The following is an 18,782-nucleotide window of genomic DNA, read 5'->3' on the forward strand; positions in this document are numbered from 1 at the left end:
GGTCAAGTGATGGCGGCCGAAGAGCAGCAGTTCGAACAGTTCGCCGGCCATCCCAAGGGTGTCTATTATCTCGCCTTCACCGAAATGTGGGAGCGCTTCTCGTTCTACGGGATGTCGGCGCTGCTCACGCTCTACATGGTGAAGGAACTGCTGCCGCTGCACGCGGACAAGGTGCTCGGCCTCGCCGGGCTGCGCCATGGCCTCAGCTTCAATGGCCCGATGAGCGACGTCGCCTTCGCCTCGATCATCTATGGCTGGTACGCGGGCCTCGTCTACTTCACCCCGATCATCGGCGGCTGGGTGGCCGACCGGGTGCTCGGCCCCAAGCGGACCGTGCTGCTCGGCGTGCTGCTGATGGCCGCCGGCCACGCGGCGATGTCGTTCTACGAGAGCTTCGTGATCGCGCTGGCGCTGCTGATCATGGGATCGGGCTTCCTCAAGGGGAACATCTCGGCGCAAGTTGGCACGCTCTACCCGCGCGAGGATGAATCGCGCCGGTCGCGCGGCTACACGATCTTCGCGACGGGCATCAACATCGGCGCGGCCAGCGGCCCGGTGACGACCGGCCTCGTGGCCGCGATCTGGGGCTTTCATGCCGGGTTCGCAGTCGCAGCTGTGCTCATGCTTGTCGCGATGATGGGCTACATCATGGGCCAGCGCCACCTGCCCGATTTCAAGCCGGTTGCGACCGCGCAAGAGAAAGCACCGCCGCTGACCCCGGCCGAACGGCGCCGGGTGGCGGTGCTGATCTTCGTTATTGCGCTCACCTTTCCCGCTGAAATCACCTACCCGATGGTCTGGAGTATCGGCATTCTCTGGGTCGACCAGTGGGTCAATCTGGCGACCCCGCTGGGCACAGTGCCGTCGAGCTGGTTTGCCGGCATGGATTCGTTCGGCTCGATCCTCGCCGCGCCGATCCTCGTGGCGCTGTGGGGCTGGCAGGCGAAGCGCGGGCAGGAGCCGGCCAATGTCACCAAGCAGGGCATCGGTACGGCGGTCGTTGCCTTCGCGGCGCTGCTGTTCGCTTTCGCCAACTTCGGCGTGACGGAGCAGCACAGCGTCGGCGCATTCTGGGCCATCGCGGGCTGGCTGATCATGGGCCTCGGCTGGATGTATTACTGGCCGACCACAATGGCGATCGTCAGCAAGGCCGCGCCGCCGCGCGTTGCCTCGACACTGATGGGCGTGGCTTTCCTCTCGCCCTTCGCCGCGCATGTCACGGCGGGGTGGGTCGGCAGCTACTTTGACACGATGAGCCCGTCCGCGTTCTGGACGATGGACGCCGCCATCGGCGTGGTCGGCGCGTTCGTGATCCTGCTGCTCAGAAAGCCGCTCATCCGCGAGCTTGACGGCACACCGGAGGTCAAGGCTTGATGGATGGGGCCGAGTGGCAGGCGCGGGTTGACCTCGCGGCGAGCCACCGGCTGGCAGTGCATTTCGGCTACCATGAAGGCATCGACAACCACTTCACCTTGCTGGTGCCCGGCTACACCGATCGTTTCCTCCTCGCGCCGTTCGGGCTGCACTGGTCGGAGATCCGGGCCTCCGATTTCCTCGTCGTTGACTTTGCGGGGAACAAGCTGGCGGGGGAGGGGCCGGTGGAAGACACCGCCTTCCACATCCACGCGCCGCTCCATGCCGCCCGGCCCGATCTGCGCTGCGTGATGCACACGCATATGCCCTACGCCACCGCGCTCAGCATGGTGGAGGAGCCGGAACTCCTGATGGCCAGCCAGAACGCAATCGGTTTTGCGGGGCTGGTGGCTGTCTGCGATTATGCCGGCCTTGCGCTGGATAGCGGCGAGGGCCGGCGCATGGCGGCAGCGCTGGGCGACAAGGCCGTGCTGCTGCTGCGCAATCACGGCGTTGTGACCACCGGCAAAAGCGTCGCGGAGGCGTTCAACACGCTCTATTTCTTCGAGCGCGCGGCGATGACCCAGATCCTGGCGCAATCGAGCGGGCAGCGGCTGCGGCTGGTGGGTGAGCCGGTGCTGGGCGCAACCATCGAACAATACACCAGCTCGGCCGAGGTCGAGGGGCTCGACCGCATCGAGCTGCATTTCGCCGCGCTGAAGCGTATGCTGGACCGGCAGGGCTCCGACTATGCGCAATGAGGCCGGCGCACTGCGCACCACTGCGCCGCTCGTGCTGGTTGGCCTCATGGCGACGAGCCTGTTCATCAACTACATCGACCGCGGCAATCTCGCGACGGGCGCGACGCAGGTCCGCGCTGACCTTGACCTCAGCGCCACCGCCTATGGCGCACTCGCGGCGGGGTTCTACTTTGCCTATGCCTTCTGCCAGCTGCCGGCGGGCGCGCTGTCGGACCGGCTGGGCGGCAAGCTGGTTCTCGGCCTCGGCGCGCTCTTGTGGTCGGTATCGACGCTGCTGACCGGGTTCGTGCAGGGCTTCTACGGCCTTTTCATCCTGCGCTTGATGCTGGGCATGGGTGAGAGCGTGGCCTTCACCACCACCTCCAAGATCATCGCGAGCAATGTGCCCAAGGCGCAGATGGGGCTCGCCAACGGGCTGATCGGGTTCGGCTATCTGGTCGGTCCCGCCGCCGGAACGCTGATCGGGGGCATGCTGATGGCGCGGTGGGGCTGGCGGCCCACGTTCATCCTGTTCGGCGCGCTTTCGCTGCTGTGGCTGCTGCCGTGGAGCCGGGTGCAGATCCGCGAGGCCCGGCCTGCCGAGACACTGGCGCGGCAGGCGGTGACGATGCGCCAGATCCTTTCGCGCCGCGCGCTGTGGGGGGCCTCGCTGGGGCACTTTGCGGGCAACTGGAACTGGTACTTCATCCTCGGCTACCTGCCGATGTACCTCGAAATGCAGCGCGGCTTTTCCAAGGAGCAGATGGCCGAGGTCGTCTCGAGCGCCTACCTCGTCAACGCGCTAGCCGCACTCGCCGCAGGCTGGGCGTTCGACAAGCTGATCCAGCGCGGCTGGTCGCCCTCGCTGACGCTCAAGGCCCCGCTCGCGCTGGCGCATCTGGCGGGGCTGGGCTGCATGCTGGCGATGCCGTTCATGCCGCTCGGCGCCTGCATCGCGCTGCTGTTCGTCTACGAGATCTTCCTCGGGTTTTCCTCGCCCGCCTATTTCATGATCCCGCAGATCATGGGCGGCCCTTCCGCCGCGGCGCGCTGGGTGGGGGTGCAGAACATGATGGGCAACATGCCCGGGATCATCGGCGTGTTCTTTGCCGGCGTGCTGATCGACGCGGGCGGCGGCTCCTATGGCACGGCGTTCCTGCTGGCGGGGCTGGTCAATGTGCTCGGGCTGGTGGGCTGGCTGGCGATCTTGCCGAAGGTGGCGCCGGTGGATTGGGATGCAGCCTAGCGGCCCTTCCACTCCGGCGCGCGGCCTTCGGCAAAGGCGCGGGGGCCTTCGAGCGCATCCTCCGATTGCAGCATGGCCTGATAGGAGGGGATGGCGCCGCTGCGCATGTGCTTGTACCCGGCTTCAACTTCCATCCCCGCCGTCTCGCGCAGGATATCGCGTGCGGCGGTGATCGCAAGCGGAGCCGCGCGGGCGATGATCGTTGCCAGTTCCACCGCAGCCTCGATCAGCGCGTCACCCGGCACGACGCGGCTGGCAAGGCCCAGCGCGGCGGCCTCGTCCGCACCCATGCGCCGCCCGGTCAGGATCATCTCGCGCGCGATCCGCTCCGGAATTGCCTTGGGCAGGCGCAGCAGGCCGCCGGAATCGGGGAGCATGCCGAGCTGGGCTTCAGGCAGCCAGAACTGCACGGTCTCGCTGGCGATGATCAGGTCGGCCGCCAGCGCCAGTTCGAACCCGCCGCCCACGGCAAGGCCATTGACCGCAGCGATCACCGGCTTGGTCAGGCTGAAGTATTCGGTGAGGCCCGCAAAGCCGCCGGGGCCATGATCGGCATCGACTGCCTCGCCGTCATTGGCCGCGCCGAGGTCCCAGCCGGCGGAGAAGAAGCGCCCGGTGCCGGTGATGACGCCGACGCGCAGAGTTGGATCGTCGTTCAGTGTCTTGAAGGCCGCGTAGAGTTCGAGGCTGGTCGCAACGTCGATGGCATTGGCCTTGGGGCGATTGAGCGTGATGACAAGAATGCCATCGCGGTTTTCATGGCTGACGGCGCTCATGCTTGGGGCTCCCTGATGCGGATCAGCGCGTCCACGGCGACCGCGCCGGTGGGGAGCGCGAGCAGCGGATTGACGTCCATTTCCTCCAGCCGGTCAGCGTGGGCCATGGCCCAATCGGCGATGGCGGCGATGGCCGCGACAAGTGCGGCCATGTCGCAGCCCGGCTTGCCGCGATAACCGGCCAGCAGCTTTTGGAGCGGCAGGCCGGCGAGCGCTGCCGCGATATCGGTGTGGCTGGCAGGGAGGAGCACTTGCGCCGTCTGGCGCAGCAGTTCGACGAACACGCCGCCCGCACCAAGGGTGAGGAACAGGCCGAACTGCGGATCGCGGCCAACGCCGACGATCAGCTCCGCCACGGCGCCGCCGACCATTTCCTCGATCAGGAAGCGGTCCGAAAGGCCGCTCATGCCCTCGGCGGCGGTGAGCAGGGCCGGGCGGCTGGCGAGGTTCAAGGCGACACCGCCCAGTTCGGTCTTGTGCGCAAGATTGGCGCCGGCGGCCTTGAGAACCAACGGGAATGGTGCCGGAAGTACGGTTGCCGCATCTTCCAGTTCGGCAAGGCGGAGGACTCTGCCGCGCGCGACGGGAACGCCGGCGATGGCGAGTGTGGCCTTGCTGCGGACTTCATCCCACAGGGCAGGTTCACCGGGCAGCGCCGACGGCATCTCGGGCAGGGCGTTCGCCGCTGGCCTCGCCCATGCCTCGCCGATGCCGGCGGCGGCGGCGATGGCGCGCAGGGCCTCGGCAAGACCGCCGGCCGGGACGATGCCATCGGCCAGCAGCGCTGTGGCAACCGCTTCGGGCATCGTTTCGGCCAGCGAACTGACGACGATGCGAACCGTTCCGGATGTCGCGGGCAGGGCACAGGCCGTGCGGAAGGCGGCGAGCGTGACGTCCCAATCGGCAGCCAAGCAGCGGTCAGCGCGGGGGAAATCGAGGATCAGCAGCGAGGCTTCGAAATCCGCGCCGAGCATCGCGCCAAAGCACGCCGTCGTCGCGGCGAGATCGCCCCAGATGTAGGTGTGATAGTCGAGCGGGTTCGCGACATGCACGCGCTGCCCGAGGACTTGTTCGAGCGCGGCCTGGGTGGCGGGGGGGAAGTCCGGCGTCTCGAGGCCTGCCGCCTCGGCCAGATCGGCAGTCAGCGAGGCTTCGCCGCCCGAGCAGCTAGCGCTGGTGATGCGGCGGCCGCGCAAGGGGCCTGCCACGTGGAGGAGCTTTAGCGTTTCGAGGAAAGTCGCGGGATCGTGCGCGCGGGCGATCCCGTAGCGGGCAAACAAGGCGTCGACGAGGGCATCGGCCCCGGCGAGCGAGCTGGTGTGCGACATGGTGAGCGCCGCGCCCTTGGCCGAGGCGCCGGTCTTGAGCGCGACAATGGGCACGCCTGCCGCGCGTGCGGCAAGGCAGGCCTCGGAGAAGCGTGCGACCGAGCCGAGACCTTCGAGGTGGAGGCCGATGGCGCTGACGCGTTCGTCTGCGATCAGGGCTTCGATCAGGTCGGCGGGCGTAACGTCCGCGCAATTGCCGACCGAGATGACATAGCCGATGGGCAGGGCGCGCGCCTGCATGGTGAGATTGAGCGCGAGGTTGCCGCTCTGGCTGACGATGGCGACGCCTTTTCCGCTGTCGATGGGCAGGCAGCCGTGCTGGTCGGGCCAGAGTGCCACGCGGTCGAACAGGTTGAGCATGCCGTAGCAATTGGGGCCGATCAGCGGGACGCCCTGTGCGGCCTCCAGAAGTGCGGTCTGCCGGGCCTGTCCCTCGGGTCCGATTTCGGCGAAGTCCGCCGCGTAGCAGATCGCGCCGCCTGCGCCGGTCAGCTCGCCGGCCAGCGCGATGGTGGCGGGGGCGGGGGCGGCGATGAAGACAGCATCGGGCGCCTCTGGCAGCGCGGCCATATCGGGGAAACAGGGCAGGCCCGCCATCTCCGCGCGCTTCGGGTTTACCGGCCAGATTGGCCCGGCAAAGCCCAGCGCGCGGCACTGGCGTGCGGCTTCCTCGGCTGCCTTGCCGCCGACGATTGCCAGACTGCGCGGGCGCAGCAGGCGGGCAAGTCTGTTGGCGGTCATGCCTCCAGCGGGCGCAGCAGCGCGCGGCTGATGATGTGGCGCTGGATTTCGCTGGTGCCGTCCCAGATGCGTTCCACCCGTGCATCGCGCCAGAAGCGTTCGATGGGCAGTTCATCCATCAGGCCCATGCCGCCGAAGATCTGGAGCGCATTGTCCGTCACGCGGGCGAGGGCTTCGGAGGCAAACAGCTTGGCCATGGCCGCATCGGTATCGGTCATCGTGCCCTGATCGTCCTTCCATGCCGCACGAAACGTCAGCAATTCAGCGGCTTCCAGCTCGATCTTCATGTCGGCCAGCTTGAAGCCGGTGCCCTGAAACTTGCCGATGGTCTGGCCGAACTGCTTGCGCGTGGCGGCCCACTGCGTCGCCATCTCCAGCACGCGCTGGCCGCGTCCGACCGAGGTGGTGGCAACTTGCAGGCGGGTCGAGCCGAGCCACTGGCCCATCAACTCGAAGCCCTTGTCGAGTTCGCCCAGAAGCGCGGACGCGGGGACGCGGCAATCCTCGAAGATCAGCTCGCACTGGTGATAGCCGCGGTGCGAGACGCATTTGGGGCCGCGGCGGCGGGTTAGGCCTGGGGTATCAAAATCGACGAGGAAGCAGCTGATCGTCTTCTTGCCGCCCGCTTCGCCGGTGGCCGCGCAAAGGATCACGAAATCGGCGACATCGGCATGACTGATGAAGTGCTTGGTGCCGTTGATCACGAAATCGCTGCCGTCCCGGCGCGCAAAGGTGCGCATCGAGCGGACGTCGGACCCGGCGTCGGGCTCGGTCATGGCGAGGCAATCGTGGCGTTCGCCGCGGATGGTGGGGAGGAGATAGTCCTCGATCTGGTTGCCGGTGCACCCGCGCAGGATATTGCTGGGGCGCGCGATCATCATTTGCAGGCCGTAGCTGGCGCGGCCGAGTTCGCGCTCCATCAGCGTGGTATCGAAGGTGCCGAGGCCGCCGCCGCCAAGCTCGGCAGGCATGTTGACGGCGTAGAGGCCGAGTTCCTTCGACTTGCGGCGGATCTCTTCGGCAAGCTCGGCGGGTACTTCGTCGGTGTCCTCGACCAGCTTTTCGTGCGGATAGAGTTCGGTCTCGACAAAGCGGCGGACCGTTTCGACCAGCATCTGCTGTTCGGAGGAAAGTTCGAAATGCATTACTTCTTGTCCCGTTTGATTCCGATGGAGCGACCCGCTTGTGCAGGGCGTTCGAGCCCGGCGTGGGCGGCGAGCACCGCATGCACCCGCGCGTAAAGGTCCGGCGGCATGGGGGCGGACTTGCCCGCGTTCATATCGACATGCACCAGCATCTGCTCGCCGGTGGCCAGCAGTTCGCCCGTCTCGCCGTGGTGCATGGTGTGGAAGATATGCAGGCGTTTGTCGTCCGCATCGATCAGCTGGAGCGCCAGATCGAGCGGATCGCCGAGGTGCGCTTCGGCGAGGTTGAAGATCATCGTCTGCACGGTGAACAGCGAATGGCCGCCCGCGCGGTAGGCTTCATCGATGCCGATCTTGCGGAAGAAGGCGTCGGACTGGTCACCGAAGACGAGGAGGTAGCAGCTCTCGCTCATGTGCCCGTTGTAATCGACCCATTCGCGCGGGACGGTCGGGCGGATCAGGCGCAAGGGAGCGGGGATCACCTCGCCGGGTTTGAACGGGTCTGCGGCCACGCCTTCGAGCGGGGTGGTGAGGCCGTGGGGTTCACTGTCCTGCATGGCTGGGCTCCTTGGCTGTCCAGGCGCAGAGGCCGAGTGTAGTGCCCTTGGGCAGGCGGGCGGGATCGAGCACGCCGGGGACGAGCTGCGCCCGGCCGCGCTTGCACACCAAAGTGCTGCCGCCATGGCCGGAGACATCGAGCAGGAGCTGGTCCCAGTGGCGATACTGCACGTCGTGGCCCTCGCCGGGATAGCGGCGGAAGGTGACTTTGCCCGCCACCTTGCCCGCCCAGTATTCGCCCTGCGCCGGGGGCACCAGCTTGTCCGCCTCGCCATAGGTGAAGAACGAAGGGGCGGGAAAGGCGGCGACCGGCGCGGGCGCATCGCAGAAGCGGCGGTACTCGCGGGCGACGGCGCGGGCATCGCCGTGCTGTCCGGCGATGAAGTAGGCATGGGCGCCTTCATCCGCGGCGCGGTCGGCAAAACCGGGGACATGCGCGGCGACGCCGTCCGGTGGCATGGCCCAGAATTCGCGCGGGGCGCCGACTTGCTTGGCAAGCATGGCCTCGAGCGCGGCGGGATCGGCGGTGCAGACGGGATTGGCCGCGGGAACCGAGGCGATGGCGGCGAGCATGTGCCACGAGGTGATGCGCCCGGGCATGGCGGCAGCGATATGGCCTGCATAAGCGCCGCCGCCCGAGATGGCGACGAGAGCGAACTTGCCGATGCCGAGATGCGCCAGCACTTGCTGCACTTCGCTCGTGTAGTCGGCAAATGTCCACGTCGGATCGAAGGAGGTATCGCCAAGGCCGTTGCGCTCGACCGCGAGGATCCTCACCTTGAGGCGGCGGCGCATGGTATCGAGGAAGGCGACCAGTTCGGGCGCGCGGGCGCTGGTGCCGACCCCGCCGATAAACAGCATCGCCTGCCAGCCGGGCTCGCCGGTATCGGTATAATGGACCGTGCGGCCTTCGCGCGTCTTGAGGCTCTGCACCGGGGTGCCGATCGGATCGAACCTCTCCGGAAAAGCGATGGGCTGCGCATAGGCCGGAATGGCCAGCGCGAGCAGGGCCAGCGCCAGAAGCCGCCGCATCACCGCACCGGCTCCGTTTCCAGATTGCGATCAAGCGCCGGGATCTGCGCGAGTTCGCCGGCAAGATCCATGCTGCGACAAAGCAGGACATAGATCGCGGCGGAGACCGGCAGGCCGATCAGCATCGAGATATCCGCCCCGCCAAGCGCCCGCGCGACCGGGCCGACGTAGAGCTCGGTCTTGAAGAAGGGGATCATCGCGACGAAACCTGCCGCATAGGCGGTGAGGCCGCGCCAGTTCCAGCGGCCGTAGATGCCCTCTGCCATGAACATCGCGCGGATCGAATAGCGGCCCTTCCGCACGAAGAAGAAGTCCGCCAGGTTTATCGCGGTCCAAGGCGTGAAGAGGTAGACCAGCACGCCGAGGAAGGCCTCGAACTGGTGCATGACATTGCCGCCCGTACCCAGCGAGAGCGACAGCGAAGCGATCAGGCAGACAACGAGCGACGCGAGCCGCGCGCGCGCTCCGAGCGGGATCGGGCGCACACTGTCGATCACGCTGAGCAGGGTGAGCGAGGAGCCGTAGAGATTGAGCGAGGTGATGGTGATAAGGCCGAAGAAGCTGCTCACCAGCATGAGCCAGCCGAACCCGCCGAACATGGCATCCGCACTGCGGCGCAAGGCGACGACGATATCGGGATCGGTGAAAGTCGCGCCCGCAAAGGCACCCACCAGCATCATCCAGGTGCCGCCGATGAAGGCACCGCAGAAGGTCCACAGGAAGGCGGACTTGATGCCCACTTCGCGGGGGAGATAGCGCGAATAGTCAGAGACATAGATCGACCAGCTGAGCTGGTAGCCGGCGGCGGCGAAGAACTGCACGAGGAACAGCGTGAGCTTGAATTCGCCGGGCTGGAGAAGTGCGCCGAGATCGAAGGCGGTGAAGAAACCCACGGTGTAGACCGCAAGCGCGGCCAGCATGATATAGGCAAGCACGCGCTGGGTCTGGTGGATGACGTCATAGCCGATCCCCGCCACCAGCGCGGCAAGAAGGCCGAAACCGATGATCGCGGGCGCTTCAGGCAGGCCGACAAGCTCCTTCAGCGTGCTCGCCGCGAGCGACTGGTTGAGCGCGTTGAAGCCGATGTAGGTGAACAGCGCGACGATCCACACCAGCAGCGCGCCGATATAGCCGAACTGCGGGCGCGACTGGATCATCTGCGGCAGGCCAAGGTGCGGCCCTTGCGTGCAGTGGAGCGCCATCAGCACCGTGCCGAGCGCGCAGCCGCCGATGACAGCGAGGCTGGACCAGAACAGGTCGAGCCCGCCAACCACGCTGATCGCACCCGTCGCCAGCGTTGCGAGGTGCGCATCGCCCATGAACCAGACCGGCCAGAGATGGTGCACCTTGCCGCGCCGTTCGGCGAGAGGAACGTAATCGATCGAGCGCGTTTCAACCAAGGCCATGCGGTATGCGTCTCCCCCTTGCGCCTGCTTTGGCTAACCCGGCATTCTGATCTGACGGCCCACGCCTTCCGGCGCAGGCAAGTGTGCCTGCCCCGCGACGAGGACAATGGCGGCCTTGTGCATGGCATCGGGCGCGGGGGCGGACTTTTCCGCTGCTGCATCGACATGGACCAGCATGTGTTCTGCCGTCGCGATCACAACGGCTTCAGGGCCGCGCACCATTTCGTGGAAGAGGTGCAGTCGCTTGCCATCGCAGGCGAGCACGCGGGTGCGCACTTCGACGCTGTCACCCAGCCGGGCCTGCCCGAGGTGGCGGATATGCGTCTCGACCGTATACCAAGAATGGCCAGCCGCGACGTAGTCCGCGCCTGCGCCGATGGCGGCGAGGACGACATCGGTGCCATCGCCGAACAGCTTGAGGTAGCAATACTCGGTGAGGTGCTGGTTGTAGTCGATCCATTCGGGCTGGACCGGGCTCTCGATGGTGAGCATCCGCCCGTCATCGAGGACCGAGCCGATGGCAGGGGCCGCGCCCTTGCCCGCTTGCGCCAGCCGCGCCCGGTGCGCGCGGGCGATCTGGCCGGAGGCAAAGTCGTTGCGCTCCAGCGCATGGGTCAGGTCGACAAGGCAATCGTCGCGCAGCTTCTCGTAAGTGCGCAAGTCGATCCCGCCGGCCTGTTCGTCCGATTGGCGGGCGATCGTCTCGATCAGCTCGTCGGTCAGCTTGGGGCCGATCAGCTTGGTCCACGGCCATTCCATCGAAGGGCCGAACTGGTGGAGGAAATGGCGCATCCCTTCCTCGCCGCCCGCGAGGCGGTAGACGAGGAAGGTGCCCATGAACGACCAGCGCATCCCTGCGCCGAAGCGCACCGCATCGTCGATTTCGGAAGCGGTCGCGATCCCGTCGTTGATCAGCCACAGCGCCTCGCGCCAGACCGCTTCGAGCAAGCGGTCGGCGATGAAGCCGTCGATCTCCTTGCGGACATGGAGCACCTTCATGCCGATCCGCGTGTAGACCGCAGCGGCGATGTCCTTGGTCTGCTGGCTGGTCTGGTCCCCGCCGCAGATTTCGACGAGCGGGAGGAGATAGACCGGGTTGAACGGGTGGCCGACGACGAGCCGGTCCGGCCGCGCCATGCCGGACTGCAGCTTCGTTGGCAGCAGGCCTGAAGTGGAAGAGCCGATCACGGCATGGGCGGGCATCGCCGCGTCCATTTCGGCGAGCAGGCGGATTTTGAGGTCTTCCCGCTCAGGCAGGCTTTCCTGAATGAAATCAGCCTCTCGCACTGCGTCCTGCAGGCTCTTTGCGAAAGTGATGGTGCCTTCCGGCGGGAGCGCATTGCCGAACAGCCGCGTGAGCGCACGGCGGGCGTTGGCGATCACGGCGGCCGTCTTGCGCTCGATCTCGGGATCGGGATCGTAGATCGAAACGTCGATGCCATTGAGCACGAAGCGCGCGGCCCAGCCGGCGCCGATCACGCCGCCGCCGACGATGCCGACCCTGCGGAGTTCTGGGCGGATGTCTGAGGTCATGGTCAGTCTTTCAGCGCTTCTGAAGCTTCAGTTTGGTGCGCACTTCGGCCGGTGTCAGGATGCGCGCGCCCATGCCGGTGAGGATCTGCACCGCGCGTTCGGTGAGTTGCCCATTGGTGGCAAGCTGGCCGCGGCCGAGATAGAGATTGTCCTCCAGCCCCACGCGCACGTTGCCGCCCGCGAGTGCCGCCATGGCGACGAAAGGCAGCTGGTTGCGGCCGATGGAAAAGCCGCTGAACACGGCGCCCGGTGGCAGCTGATGGACCATCGCCATCGTGGTCAGCGGATCATCGGGCGCGCCATAGGGGATGCCCATGCACAGCTGGATCATCACCGGATCATCGAGCAGCCCATCGCGGATCATTTCCTTCACGAAGACGAGGTGCCCCGTATCGAACACTTCGAGTTCGGGCCGGACGCCGAGGCGCTGCACTTCGGCGGCCATGGTGCGCAGCATGCCGGGTGTGTTGGTCATCACGTAATCGGCTTCGGCAAAGTTCATTGTGCCGCAATCGAGCGTGCAGATTTCGGGCAGGAGTTCCTGCACGTGCAGCAGACGCTCCATCGGGCCGACCATGTCGGTGCCGGCGGGATCGAGCGGGAAGGGGTTTTCGCCCGGGCCGAACACGATATCGCCGCCCATGCCGGCGGTGAGGTTGATCACGACGTCGGTGTCAGACGCGCGAATGCGTTCGACCACTTCGCGGTAGAGAGCGACATCGCGGCTGCCCTTGCCCGTTTCAGGATCGCGCACGTGGATATGGGCGATGGCGGCGCCGGCCTTGGCCGCCTCGATCGCGGCATCGGCGATCTGCGCAGGCGTGATCGGCAGGCCCGGATGCTTGTCTGCCGTGTTGCCCGAGCCGGTCACGGCGCAGGTGATGAACGTCTCGAAATTCATGCAGGATCCCTCTCGGCCTTTGCCTCAGAGCTTAATGGGGACGGGCCGGATTGGAATGCCGAATTGTGCGGATGCCGGAGAATCGGGGCCAGCCCCAGTAATCCTAATGGTGCCGCACAGCGCAGCTCATACCCGCAGCATCCGCGCGATAGCGCCGAGCAGATCGCGCGTGAACGCCTTGGCCGTGGCGGCTTCGGTCACCGCGTTGAAGGCGTGGATCGCGCCGGGATAGGAGTGGAGCTCGACCGGCACGCCTGCTTTCACCAGGCGCAGCGCGTAATCGAGGTCCTCGTCGAGAAACAGGTCGAGGCTGCCGGTGCCGATCCATGTTGGCGGGAGGCCCGAAAGGTCTTCGGCCAGCGATGGCGAGAACCAGCCCTTGTGCGCATCATCGGCGGCGTAATCGCCCCGCAGGCATTCCCAGCCGAACCGGTTGTGCGCACGGGTCCAGACGAATTCGCCGGTGATCGGGTTGCCATGCGGGCAGGCATCGCCGCCCGTGCGGTGATCGAGCATGGGATAAGTGAGGATCTGCGCGGCGAGTGCTGGCCCGCCAAGATCGCGCGCCATCAGCGCTGTCGCCGCGGCAAGGCCGCCACCTGCGCTTTCGCCGGTGATGCCGATCCACGCGGCATCGATGCCGAGCACATCCGCGCTAGCTGCCAACCACTTCAGCGCGGCGTAGCAATCGTTCTGCGGGGCGGGGAAGGGGTGCTCGGGCGCGAGGCGGTATTCGACCGAAGCAACCGGAATGCCCAGCGCCGCCGCAATGCCCGAAGGCGCCTGCTGCATCGAGCGCGCGGAGCCGATCACCATGCCGCCGCCGTGGATATGGAGCAGGGCCGGGCGGTTCCGGCTGCCGGGGGCGGGATCGTACCAGTATACCTCGAGCGGTCCGCCGTCGCCCTCGATCACCTTGATCTCGGCCGCGATGGGCGGCGCGCCGACGAAGGCGAAGCGGCTTTCGGATTCGATGCGGATCGTGGGCAGGGCCTCGCGCGTGAAGTCGTTGCCTGGCAGCAGATCGATCAGCGGCAGGAAATCCGGATCGACCAGATGGCGGGTGTTCATGGGCGGCATCCTCGTGTGATGGGCTTTGCGCTCTCGGCCTCTTCATTGCGGGGCGCTGGCCGCTCGGCAAGGGCAAACTGCGGCGCGCGCGGCATGGACGGACTCGGCGATGCGTGTCAGGCTTTGACCGGGAAAAAGAGGGGGATGCCATGAAAGTGCCAAGCGGAGCGTTCATCCAGGTCTGCCACGTGGTGGACAATCTCGAGGCGGCCTGTGCGCGTTATAACCGGCTGTTCGGCATGGGGCCGTTCATCGGCGGCGGGCAGGGCGTGCTCTCGGACCATGTCTATCGCGGCCAGCCGGCAGAGCCGATCCGCATCCGCGGCGTCTTCGTGCAGAGCGGCGACCTCAATATCGAGCTGGTGGAGCTGGTCTCCACCGGGCCGAGCGCCTTCCACGACATGTATCCTGATGGCCAGCAGGGCATCCACCACATGGCGATGTTCTGCGAGGACTATGAGGGAACGCGTGACCGCTATGTCGCGGCGGGAATGCCGGTGGCGAGCGAGTTCATCGTCAGCTTCGGCGCGCAGATCTGCTATATCGATGCGCGGGCGAGCATGGGCCACATGATCGAGCTCTATCCCGAGAGCGAGATCATTCGCGGCATGTATGCGCGGGCCCGCCATGAGTCCGAAAACTGGGACGGCAAGCAGCTCATCATCCCCTGGTAGAGGCTACGCCTGCCAGCAACCTTCGCCGAGAAAGCGGGCCATGCGGGCTTCATCGGCGCTGACGTCAAGGCCCTGCGCCTCCAGCCATTCGTCGCTGTAGAGCGTGGAGGCATAGCGCTCGCCGGAATCGCACAGGATCGAGACAATGGCGCCGTCTTCGCCGCGCGCGGCCATTTCGCTGGCGATACGCGCGCAGGCGACGAGGTTGGTGCCGGTGGAGCCGCCGACGCGCCGCCCGAGATGGCGCGAAAGCGCGCGCGCTGCGCCGATGGATGCGCTGTCGCGCACCACTTCGGCGCGGTCGATCACGCTGGGCACGAACGAGGCTTCGACGCGGGGGCGGCCGATGCCTTCGATATGGCAGGGCTCGCCACTGCCGGCGTTCTGCGCGCGGTCATGCCAGTGGCGGTGGAACGCGGACGATGCCGGATCGGCAAGGCACAGGCGGGTGGAGTGGCGATAGTAGCGCAGGAAGCGCCCGATGGTGGCTGACGTGCCGCCGGTGCCCGCGCCGCAGACGATCCATGTCGGCACGGGATGCGGCTCGCGGCGCATCTGGGTGAAGATGCTCTCGGCGATGTTGTTGTTGCCGCGCCAGTCGGTCGCGCGTTCGGCGAAGGTGAACTGGTCCATGTGATGCCCGCCGCATTCCGCCGCGATGCGCGCGGCAACGGCGTGGACGGTGCCGGGGTCGGTGACGGGATGGCAAGTGCCCCCCAGCGCCTCGATCGCGGCGATCTTTTCCCGCGCTGTACGCTCCGGGATCACGGCGACGAAGGGCAGGCCGAGCATGCGCGCGAAATAGGCTTCGGAGACGGCGGTAGAGCCGGAGGAAGCCTCGACCACTGTGGTATCGGGCCCGATCCAGCCGCTGCAAAGCGCGTGGAGAAACAGCGAACGGGCGAGGCGGTGCTTGAGGCTGCCGGTCGGGTGGCTGCTCTCGTCCTTGAGGTAGATCGCGATGCCCGGCAGCGCCGGCAGCGGCACGGGGAGCAAGTGCGTATCGGCCGAGCGCGCGTAGTCCGCCTCGATGCGGCCGATGGCCCAGTGGACCCATGGTTGCGGCATCGGCGGGGCGTTCATTCTCGGTCCTTCTGCCTGTTTCAGCGCGGGTGGCTTGGGCGAGGGACTTAGGCGAGGAGTGGGGGCGGCTCAAGGCCGGTGGCGGCCATCCATGCGGCGCGCAGCGCATCGGGCGTGCCGGTGCCGAAGACATGGCGGTCTGGCCGCACGAGCACGGCCTCGGCCCCGTGCCGGTCGAGCCAGTCGGTCAGCACGGCCGCGAAAGGGGTGAGGGCCTCTCCGGCGAGTTCATTGCGGCTGATCAGCCAGGCGGCATTGCCCAGCCGGTCGTCGAGCTTGGTGCCGTCGTCCGCAATGGCTTGCGGGAAGTAGCTGCCAGCCGCGGCACTGCCCGCGAGGATCGCCCCGTCCGAGATCGGCGGATAGGCGGGCGGCGTGGACGGCAGCTTGCCCAGCGCGCGGCCGATGCGCATTTTCGTATCACGCAGGAAGGCGCCCCAGCGGCTGGTGGTGCAGACCATGCGGCCCATCATGATCGCCATCGCGATGGTAGCGCGCAAGTTGGGCTCGCGTTCAGGCTGGTAAGTGTCGAGCAGGCTTTCCGGCGCGCCCTCGCGGATGACGGCGGCCAGCTTCCAAGCAAGGTTCGCCGCATCGCGCAGACCCGAACACATGCCTTGCCCGGCAAAGGGCGGGGTCTGATGCGCAGCGTCGCCGGCGAGACAGACGCGGCCCCGGCGCCATGTTCGGGCAATGCGCGCGCGGAAGGTATAGACGGCCTTGCGCTCGATCCGCACCGCGCCTTCGACATTCCATGGCTTCATCAGCCGGGCGATGAAGGCATCCTCGCTCACCTGCTCCGCCGTTTCGCCGGGCAGGATCATGAATTCCCAGCGATGCCGCCCTTCGCCCATCAGCACGCAGGTGGTGGGGCGCTTCGGGTCGCAGATCTGGAGATTGGCGGTGGGCAGACGCGAGGGATCGTCTACCAGCACGTCGACCACCAGCCAGGGCTCCTCGAAATCGAGATCGTCGAAGGCGATACCCAGCGCCTTGCGCACCGGCGAGCGCGCGCCGTCTGCGCCGATGAGCCAGCGGGTGCGGATCGTGCGCGGGCCTTCCGGTGTGGCGATCTCGGCCATCACGCCCTCTGCATCCTCGGCAAAGGCGCCGAGTTCCCAGCCGCCGTGGAACGCCGCCTCCGGGCACGCGGCGAGGCTGGTTCGCAGTGCGCGCTCGACCGAGGGTTGGTGGATCATGTTGGCACCGGGCCAGCCGCCGGGGCCGATGCGGTCCGAACCTTCGAAGCACAGCAGCACTTCGCCGCGCGCGTTGCGGAATTCATAGCGCGAGGCGCGGCGGCAGGTCGCCATGACGGCATCGGCGGCGCCCGCTTCCTGCAGGATGCGCATGCCTTCGTGGTCGATATGCGCGGCGCGGGGGAGGGGGTAGATCTCCCCCTCCTTTTCGGCGACGATCACCTTCACCCCGCGGCGCGCAAGCAGGATCGCCAGCGTGACGCCGGTTGGCCCGCCGCCCGCGATCAGGACGTCGCAATCGAAGGTCACGTCCCGTCAGCCCTCGGCGATCATGGTGGCCTCGATATGGCCCAGCTTGTCGATCTCGCAGCGCACAACATCGCCGGCTTTCAGGAACTGGCGCGGATCCATCGCCGCGCCGACGCCGCCCGGAGTGCCGGTGAACAGGCAGTCGCCCGGCTCCAGCGTCATGCCGACGGAGAGATGCTCGACTTGTTGCCAGATGTTGAAAACAAGGTGCGACGTATTGGAATCCTGCCGCTTTTCGCCATTCACGAAACAGCGCAGGCCAAGCTCGTGAGGATCGCCCACTTCATCGGCGGTGACGATCCACGGGCCCATGGGGGCGTGGGTATCGAAGCTCTTGCCCAGCGACCACTGTGGCGAGGCGTGCTGCCAAAGGCGCTCGGTCACATCGTTGCCGATGCAATAGCCGAAGATCGCAGCGGCGGCATCGTCAGCGGAGACATGTTTGCCGCCCTTGCCGATGACCGCGACGAGTTCGACCTCGTAGTCCGTGGTCATCTGGCCCTTGGCGATTTCGATGCCGGCAAAGGGCGCGTTCACGCTTGTCTGCGCCTTGGTGAACCACACCTGCCGTTCGGGCGTTTTCATATTGGATTCAGCGATATGATCGGCATAGTTGAGGCCGATGGCAAATATCTTGCCCGGACGTTGAACAGGCGCCTCCAGCGTCACATCGGCAAGGGGAACGCCGTCACCCGCTGCCGCCCTTGCGGCGAGGCCATCCTTCAGCGCGTCCCAATCGCGGATCAGGTCGATCATCGTGCCGTCGATGCCGGTGTCGATGATCCGGTCGCCCACGACGATCCCGGTGCGGGTGCGGCCTTCGGCGGTATAAGTGGCGAGCTTCATGCGGAGGTTCCTTCGGGTTTGCGGCGGAAGAGGCGGAGGACACGGAGGCGCAGGGCCATGATGAAAGCGATCAGGCCCGCAGGCGGAGCAAGTCGGCCAGCCAGCATGGGATGCGGCGTTCCCCATTGGACCGCCAGCAGTGCCTGCATGGTCTGCTTCTGCGGCGGATCGTCGGCGGTGAACAGGTCGCCGTCGGTCCAGTGTTCGAGCTCATTGCCAAATGGATCGAGCCAGTAGTCGAAAATCTGGCTGCCCATGATGTGGCGGCCCACGCCCCAGGCAGGCTTGCGACCTGCGGCCTTGAGGTGCTGGTGGCCGAGCATCAGATCATCAAGGTTGGCGATTTCGAACGCCGCGTGGAGCAGGCCGGGCGGGCCGGGCAGCTGCGCAAGGAACAGCGTGTGGTGATCGCTGGGGACGTCGCCGCGATCACAGCGCAGAAATGCGCCCAGCGGCACGTCCCTGGCCGCTTCGACCTCGTCCGAGGTGAGCAGCCCGAAGCGCGCCTTGTACCAGGCTTCGGACCTGCGAAAGTCGCGCACCCGCAGGACGGCGTGGCCGATGCGCTGGATATGGGCCGGGGCGCTTGCCAGTCGCACCGGCGCGCGCGTGCGGGGCTTGGCAGCCGCGGTGTTGCGCGGCGGATCGGTGAAGGGAAGGGCGGGGGCGCGGACCTCCTGCCCCGTCACGACCTCGACGCGGTAGCCGTCCGGATCGACCAGCCGCACGATATGCCCGCCGCCGGGTTCCTGCAGGGCTTCGACCGGCTGTCAACACCGGGATAAAAACGGGCCAGGCACCGGTTTAAAAAGGGGCCAGTTGGGTTGAATAAAAAGCCCCA

17 protein-coding genes are annotated in these 18,782 nt (G+C 66.8%); 4 read left to right on the top strand and 13 right to left on the bottom strand.

What is annotated here, in order from left to right:
* The first annotated feature begins 9 nt into the window (after nucleotides 1-9).
* The 3 genes from K5Q19_RS19780 to K5Q19_RS19790 are packed head-to-tail and all read left to right on the top strand — an operon-like array spanning nucleotide 10 to nucleotide 3,339.
* Entirely contained in the window at nucleotides 10-1,374 is a 1,365-nt protein-coding gene (locus K5Q19_RS19780) for a peptide MFS transporter (protein ID WP_292948692.1), read from the top strand.
* Nucleotides 1,374-2,114, top strand: coding sequence for an aldolase (locus K5Q19_RS19785; RefSeq protein ID WP_292948694.1), 741 nt, complete (start codon nucleotides 1,374-1,376; stop codon nucleotides 2,112-2,114). Before K5Q19_RS19780 ends, K5Q19_RS19785 begins: the two co-directional genes overlap by 1 nt.
* Entirely contained in the window at nucleotides 2,104-3,339 is a 1,236-nt protein-coding gene (locus K5Q19_RS19790) for an MFS transporter (RefSeq protein ID WP_292948696.1), read from the top strand. Before K5Q19_RS19785 ends, K5Q19_RS19790 begins: the two co-directional genes overlap by 11 nt.
* Here the strand turns inward: K5Q19_RS19790 and K5Q19_RS19795 are convergent.
* The 9 genes from K5Q19_RS19795 to K5Q19_RS19835 form a co-directional block, all read right to left on the bottom strand.
* A complete protein-coding gene (locus tag K5Q19_RS19795; protein ID WP_292948698.1) occupies nucleotides 3,336-4,115 on the bottom strand; it encodes an enoyl-CoA hydratase-related protein in 780 nt (259 codons plus the stop codon). The genes K5Q19_RS19790 and K5Q19_RS19795 overlap by 4 nt on opposite strands.
* Nucleotides 4,112-6,184 (bottom strand): acetate--CoA ligase family protein, encoded by a 2,073-nt coding sequence (locus K5Q19_RS19800; protein ID WP_292948700.1) that lies wholly within the window; start codon nucleotides 6,182-6,184, stop codon nucleotides 4,112-4,114. The genes K5Q19_RS19795 and K5Q19_RS19800 overlap by 4 nt, the downstream gene beginning before the upstream one ends.
* Complete coding sequence (locus tag K5Q19_RS19805) at nucleotides 6,181-7,329, bottom strand: acyl-CoA dehydrogenase family protein (RefSeq protein WP_292948702.1); 1,149 nt, start codon at nucleotides 7,327-7,329, stop codon at nucleotides 6,181-6,183. The genes K5Q19_RS19800 and K5Q19_RS19805 overlap by 4 nt, the downstream gene beginning before the upstream one ends.
* A complete protein-coding gene (locus tag K5Q19_RS19810) occupies nucleotides 7,329-7,886 on the bottom strand; it encodes a thioesterase family protein (RefSeq protein WP_292948703.1) in 558 nt (185 codons plus the stop codon). The genes K5Q19_RS19805 and K5Q19_RS19810 overlap by 1 nt, the downstream gene beginning before the upstream one ends.
* A complete protein-coding gene (locus tag K5Q19_RS19815) occupies nucleotides 7,873-8,919 on the bottom strand; it encodes an alpha/beta hydrolase (RefSeq protein ID WP_292948704.1) in 1,047 nt (348 codons plus the stop codon). The genes K5Q19_RS19810 and K5Q19_RS19815 overlap by 14 nt, the downstream gene beginning before the upstream one ends.
* Nucleotides 8,919-10,325 (bottom strand): cytosine permease, encoded by a 1,407-nt coding sequence (locus K5Q19_RS19820; protein WP_292948705.1) that lies wholly within the window; start codon nucleotides 10,323-10,325, stop codon nucleotides 8,919-8,921. Before K5Q19_RS19820 ends, K5Q19_RS19815 begins: the two co-directional genes overlap by 1 nt.
* 33 nt (nucleotides 10,326-10,358) lie before the next feature.
* Nucleotides 10,359-11,858: a carnitine 3-dehydrogenase gene (locus K5Q19_RS19825; protein WP_292948706.1), complete on the bottom strand. Its 1,500-nt coding sequence runs from the start codon at nucleotides 11,856-11,858 to the stop codon at nucleotides 10,359-10,361.
* A 10-nt stretch (nucleotides 11,859-11,868) separates the two neighbouring features.
* Nucleotides 11,869-12,759, bottom strand: coding sequence for a 3-keto-5-aminohexanoate cleavage protein (locus tag K5Q19_RS19830; RefSeq protein WP_292948708.1), 891 nt, complete (start codon nucleotides 12,757-12,759; stop codon nucleotides 11,869-11,871).
* Nucleotides 12,760-12,885: 126 nt separating this feature from the next.
* A complete protein-coding gene (locus K5Q19_RS19835; RefSeq protein ID WP_292948710.1) occupies nucleotides 12,886-13,830 on the bottom strand; it encodes an alpha/beta hydrolase in 945 nt (314 codons plus the stop codon).
* 149 nt (nucleotides 13,831-13,979) lie between these two features.
* Here K5Q19_RS19835 and K5Q19_RS19840 point away from each other — a divergent pair, with 149 nt between their 5' ends.
* A complete protein-coding gene (locus K5Q19_RS19840) occupies nucleotides 13,980-14,504 on the top strand; it encodes a VOC family protein (RefSeq protein ID WP_292948711.1) in 525 nt (174 codons plus the stop codon).
* Between the two features lie 3 nt (nucleotides 14,505-14,507).
* Here K5Q19_RS19840 and K5Q19_RS19845 read toward each other — a convergent pair whose 3' ends face one another.
* The 4 genes from K5Q19_RS19845 to K5Q19_RS19860 are packed head-to-tail and all read right to left on the bottom strand — an operon-like array spanning nucleotide 14,508 to nucleotide 18,669.
* Nucleotides 14,508-15,587 carry a PLP-dependent cysteine synthase family protein gene (locus K5Q19_RS19845; RefSeq protein WP_292948712.1) on the bottom strand — a complete coding sequence of 360 codons (1,080 nt, stop codon included), beginning with the start codon at nucleotides 15,585-15,587 and terminating at the stop codon, nucleotides 14,508-14,510.
* A 47-nt stretch (nucleotides 15,588-15,634) separates the two neighbouring features.
* Nucleotides 15,635-17,095 carry a bifunctional 3-(3-hydroxy-phenyl)propionate/3-hydroxycinnamic acid hydroxylase gene (locus K5Q19_RS19850; RefSeq protein ID WP_292948713.1) on the bottom strand — a complete coding sequence of 487 codons (1,461 nt, stop codon included), beginning with the start codon at nucleotides 17,093-17,095 and terminating at the stop codon, nucleotides 15,635-15,637.
* Nucleotides 17,096-17,101: 6 nt separating this feature from the next.
* On the bottom strand, nucleotides 17,102-17,941 hold the full coding sequence (locus K5Q19_RS19855) for a fumarylacetoacetate hydrolase family protein (protein WP_292948714.1): 840 nt from the start codon (nucleotides 17,939-17,941) through the stop codon (nucleotides 17,102-17,104).
* Complete coding sequence (locus K5Q19_RS19860; protein WP_292948716.1) at nucleotides 17,938-18,669, bottom strand: VOC family protein; 732 nt, start codon at nucleotides 18,667-18,669, stop codon at nucleotides 17,938-17,940. Before K5Q19_RS19860 ends, K5Q19_RS19855 begins: the two co-directional genes overlap by 4 nt.
* Nucleotides 18,670-18,782: the final 113 nt, after the last annotated feature.

It is taken from the genome of Novosphingobium sp. (genome assembly GCF_019748365.1).
Classification (GTDB): Bacteria; Pseudomonadota; Alphaproteobacteria; order Sphingomonadales; family Sphingomonadaceae; genus Novosphingobium.